We start from the raw sequence: 4,442 nt of genomic DNA, 5'->3' as shown, positions 1-4,442 counted from the left end.
CCGCCCACGGGCGGATCGCCCCGATCGCTGTGGTTTCTTAACTGCGTTCAACTGCACATCCGAAGGGCTGGTTTCTTTCCGGATTCAGCTGTGAACACGCACCCCTGCGGGACGTGTCTCGGCCGGTCGCTCGACTACCGACGTCGCCATCTGCGCCGGCTGCGTCGAAACAAGCACACGCGTCGCATCGTCGATCACCCCGGACAGCAACTCGAACAGGCGGTCGTCGGGATTCGGGGTGCATGCCTCAGCAATACCCTGAACCGAGACCCGGATGATCGTCTCCGCCGTGCGATCGGTGAACTTGGTACGCGACCATGCCCCCATGGAGGAGATGAACTCGCGCGCCCACCGCTCGGTCTCCGGCGCCGCGTCGAACGCGGTGCGGATACGGGCCTCGAGTCCTTCGGGCAACTCGCCATCGAGCCCCTCCAGCTGGCGCTCGCAATTCAGGATCCCGACGGCAAGCGCACGCTGGTGATCCGAGCTGCTCACGGGAAGCGCCGCGGTCGCGGCCCTGACCGCGATCAGTAGCCGCACCCGGGGGTTGTCGCCCTTGAGGCCGATGACCGACGGGATCAGGGGCACCAGGCGGGCCCGGGAACTGTCCGAGGTGCAGTCGTTGACCATGCGGGCGAGGGAGGCGACCAGGGGGTGCGTGCACGCCGGATGGTCACTCCACGCTTCGCCTGCGAGGTAGGACGCGAACTCCATGAAGCAGGCACCGGAGCGCGGCGTGCGGTGTTTGCCGCGGGACAGGACCGGCATCAGGCTGGGCACCGGCATCGGATCGGGCGAGTTGCCCTTCAGCATATTCATGGATCCTCCAGACAAGTGAGTACTCCTCACTAGTGTCTCCCCGCGGGCCCACAAATGCGAGAGGGAATCCCGCCGATTTCTCCGTCCCTCCCACGCCGTCTGGGTGGGCCCAACTCCCGCACATTCCCGCCCTGCAGCTGCGGTGCCGCGGAATTCCGAGCTCCGGACCTGGTCGGGGGATTCAGTCGTGGGTGCGACGGCGGCGGAGCGTTGCGGGGCGCACGCGACGCCGCCAACGCGGCCAGCTGCCGATCGCACGCTGTTCTGGCAGGCTCCAGCCGTACCGGGCCGCGAGGATCCGCATCACCGTGGTCACGATCACGCAGGCGATCGCGGCGATGGTGATGTCCACGTGCAGTTCGAAAAGCACGACGAGGAGCGCGCTACCGAATCCGGCGGCCATGGCGTAGAACGAACCGACGTGCATGACGGCGATCGGAACGTTGAGCATCATGTCCCGGAGCGCCGAGCCGCCGACGGCCGTGATCACGCCCACGAACAGCGACGGAATCTCCGGGAGGCCGTGCGCGAGCGCCTTGCTCGTCCCGAGAGCGGCGAACAGGCCGATCGTCACAGCGTCGAGCGCGATGATGAACGGGCCGAGGCGGTTGAAGAGGCTCTGCAACAGCATGCCCAGGAGAGCGGATCCGCCTGCGATCGGCAGGTACCAGTTGCTCTGCAGGGCAGCGGGCACCCCGCCGAGCAGGATATCGCGCAGGAGTCCGCCGCCGAGGCCGACAGTGACACCGATGATCGCAATGCCGAGCAGGTCGAAGCGGCGATCGGTGAATCGCCCGGCGAACATGGCCCCCTGGATCGCGCCGATGGCGACCGCCGTCAGGTCGATCCAGAGCGGGATCGTGAACAGGATGGGAGGCACCCTCCAATGAAACCATCCGCCGCGGGGTTTCCTGACCGTCGACAGGCGCGTGGAGGCAGGAACCGCTCGACCGGCGCGTCGGCCGGGACCGGACCCACAAAGCCCGCTCGGGTGGGAGAATAGGACGTGCCTGTTTACCGTGATGAAGCCGTCGTGCTGCGCACCCACAAACTGGGTGAAGCCGACCGGATCGTCACCATGCTCACCCGCCAGCACGGCAAGGTCCGTGCCGTCGCCAAAGGCGTCCGCCGCACGGCCTCCAAATTCGGGGCCAGGCTCGAACCGTTCATGGTGGCGGATGTGCAGCTCTACGAGGGCCGCAGTCTCGACATCGTCACCCAGGCCGAGTCGATCGGCTCATACGGCGCCCTGATCTCCGGCGACTACGCCAGTTACACCGCGGCGAGCGCCATGGTCGAGACCGCAGACAAGCTCACGGAGGCCGAGGGGTCCCTGCAGCAGTACCTGCTCCTGGTCGGGGCCCTGCGCTCCCTCTCCCGGATGGAACACGGCGCGAGCCTCACCCTCGACTCCTACCTGCTGCGTGCCCTGTCGATGGCCGGCTGGGCGCCGAGCTTCCAGGGCTGCGCGCGCTGCGGCGCACTCGGCGATCACTCCGCGCTCGTCGTGCAAGTCGGCGGAATCGTCTGCGACGACTGCGCGGCCCCCGGGTCGCCCCGGCTGGACAAGGCGACCATCCTGCTCCTCGGCTCCCTGCTCGCCGGGGACTGGGACCAGGCCGAATCCATGCCAGAGCAGACCAGGAACCAGGCCAACGGAGTCGTCGCCGCATACACGCAGTGGCACCTCGGCCGGGGCCTCCGATCCTTGGAGCACGTCAGTCGATGACCCCGAAGCCGTTCACGCACAAGGACGCCATGCCCTTCCGACCGCTCGAATGGACCGGCCAGTACCCGCCGGCGCTGCCGGCGAAGGTCGTTCCCGAGCACGTCGCGATCGTCATGGACGGCAACGGCCGCTGGGCGAACGCGCGCGGACTCCCGCGGGTCGAAGGCCACAAGGCCGGCGAGGCCGCGCTCCTCGACGTCGTCGCCGGCGCCATCCAGATCGGCGTCAAGCACCTGAGTGTCTACGCCTTCTCGACAGAGAACTGGAAACGTTCCCCTGACGAGGTCCGCTTCCTGATGGGCTTCAACAGGGACGTGCTGCACCGGCGCCGCGACCAGCTCAACGACTGGGGCGTGCGCGTGCGCTGGGCTGGCCGCAAGCCGCGCCTGTGGGCATCCGTCATCAACGAACTGCAGTACGCCGAGCGCCTCACGGCGGGCAACACCGGACTCACCCTGACGATGTGCGTCAACTACGGCGGGCGCACCGAGATCACGGATGCCGTCCGCGCGCTGGCCGAGGAGGTCGCCGCCGGCCGGTTGAAGCCTTCCGGAATCACCGAGAAGGCGATCCAGCGCCAGCTCTACACGGCAGACCTCCCGGACGTCGACCTTTTCGTGCGGAGCTCGGGGGAGCAGCGCACGAGCAACTTCCTGCTCTGGCAGAGCGCATACGCCGAGATGGTCTTCCTCGACACCCTCTGGCCTGACTTCGGCAGGGCGGAGCTGTGGCATGCCATCGAGCTCTACGCCGCCCGCAACCGCCGCTACGGCGGGGCGGTCGACACCCCAAGCGTTTGATCCACTCACGCGGCAGGGGGAATAGATCGGGGGACCGGCGGCTTGGACCGGGTGTGAGCGAAACTATCAAGGTCGACATCTGGTCCGACGTGCAGTGCCCCTGGTGCTACATCGGAAAGCGCAAGTTCGAGGCAGGGGCCGCCCTCTTCGACGGCTCGGTCGAGGTCGAATACCACAGCTTCGAGCTGGCCCCCGATACCCCGGTCGACTTCGCCGGCAGTCCCATCGATTACCTGAGCGAGCGCAAGGGTATCCCCGTCGCCCAGGTCACCGAGATGCTCGCCCGCGTGACTGGAATCGCTGAGAGCGTCGGCCTGCACTACGACTACGACTCGGTGCACCAGACCAACACCGTCATATCCCACGAGCTGCTGCACTACGCCAAGGCCCACGGTCGCCAGCTCGACATGAAGGAACGCCTGCTCAAGGCCTACTTCGTCGACGGAAGGCACGTCGGTCGCATCGAAGACCTCGCGGACCTCGCCGCCGAAATCGGACTCGACCGAGCGGATGTCGTCCGCGCGTTGACCGCCCACGACTATCTCGCCGACGTGAAGGCGGACGTAGCCCAGGCAAATGCCTACGGAATCCAGGGCGTCCCGTTCTTCGTGATCGACGGGAAGTACGGCATCTCCGGGGCCCAGGACCCCGAGGCCTTCGCCGGCGCACTCCGCCAGGCCCAGGCCGACCAGAACGAGGCCGCAGGAACGACCGCAGCAGCAGGGGAGGACCGTTGATGACCGATGCCAGCGTCGTCCCCGCCGTCCCCGTCACCGCGGCCCCGGCACCGCGCGTCACCCCGTTCATCCAGCTCCTCGGCCAGTCCGGCGCCGGGAGCTGCGAGGGCGATTCCTGCGGAATCTAGGCCTCGATCGGTGCGGGTCGCTCCCACGGGTCAGCAGGGCCGCCCGCATCTGGGAGAATTGAACCAATGACTCCTGAACTCACCGCTTCGCGCACGGACCCGTCGCCGGTCCCCGCGCTGCGGATCGGCCCGCTCACGCTCGACGTGCCCGTCGTCCTCGCACCGATGGCCGGCATCACCAACACCGCGTTCCGCCGGCTCTGCCGGGAATTCGGCGCCGGGCTCTATG

General features: G+C 67.7%; 7 protein-coding genes. 5 read left to right on the top strand and 2 right to left on the bottom strand.

The window, feature by feature from the left end:
* Positions 1-84: 84 nt before the first annotated feature.
* Complete coding sequence (locus QN357_RS17990; RefSeq protein WP_198413475.1) at positions 85-819, bottom strand: hypothetical protein; 735 nt, start codon at positions 817-819, stop codon at positions 85-87.
* A gap of 181 nt (positions 820-1,000) precedes the next feature.
* Positions 1,001-1,699: a trimeric intracellular cation channel family protein gene (locus tag QN357_RS17985; RefSeq protein WP_134446042.1), complete on the bottom strand. Its 699-nt coding sequence runs from the start codon at positions 1,697-1,699 to the stop codon at positions 1,001-1,003.
* A gap of 126 nt (positions 1,700-1,825) precedes the next feature.
* On the opposite strand from QN357_RS17985, the gene recO reads away from it, so the two are divergent.
* From recO to QN357_RS17960, 5 genes are all read left to right on the top strand, one after another.
* Entirely contained in the window at positions 1,826-2,548 is a 723-nt protein-coding gene (gene recO / locus QN357_RS17980) for a DNA repair protein RecO (RefSeq protein WP_134446041.1), read from the top strand.
* Entirely contained in the window at positions 2,545-3,348 is an 804-nt protein-coding gene (locus tag QN357_RS17975; RefSeq protein WP_322135903.1) for an isoprenyl transferase, read from the top strand. The genes recO and QN357_RS17975 overlap by 4 nt, the downstream gene beginning before the upstream one ends.
* 53 nt (positions 3,349-3,401) lie before the next feature.
* Positions 3,402-4,085, top strand: coding sequence for a DsbA family oxidoreductase (locus QN357_RS17970; protein WP_134446039.1), 684 nt, complete (start codon positions 3,402-3,404; stop codon positions 4,083-4,085).
* Positions 4,085-4,213: a hypothetical protein gene (locus QN357_RS17965; protein WP_277612969.1), complete on the top strand. Its 129-nt coding sequence runs from the start codon at positions 4,085-4,087 to the stop codon at positions 4,211-4,213. Before QN357_RS17970 ends, QN357_RS17965 begins: the two co-directional genes overlap by 1 nt.
* A gap of 66 nt (positions 4,214-4,279) precedes the next feature.
* Positions 4,280-4,442: tRNA-dihydrouridine synthase (locus QN357_RS17960; protein ID WP_323505301.1), on the top strand; the 163-nt coding region annotated here is incomplete at its 3' end.

Origin of the sequence: Cryobacterium sp. RTC2.1, assembly GCF_035018685.1 — a bacterium.
GTDB classification, from domain to species: domain Bacteria; phylum Actinomycetota; class Actinomycetes; order Actinomycetales; family Microbacteriaceae; genus Cryobacterium; species Cryobacterium glucosi.
This window is presented reverse-complemented; position numbering and strand designations above follow the sequence as displayed.

Bases quoted from the DNA above. Each gene is read 5' to 3' on its own strand.
- QN357_RS17990 (WP_198413475.1), bottom strand. From the start codon at position 819: ATGAATATGCTGAAGGGCAACTCGCCCGATCCGATGCCGGTGCCCAGC.
- QN357_RS17975 (WP_322135903.1), top strand. From the start codon at position 2,545: ATGACCCCGAAGCCGTTCACGCACAAGGACGCCATGCCCTTCCGACCG.
- QN357_RS17965 (WP_277612969.1), top strand. From the start codon at position 4,085: ATGACCGATGCCAGCGTCGTCCCCGCCGTCCCCGTCACCGCGGCCCCG.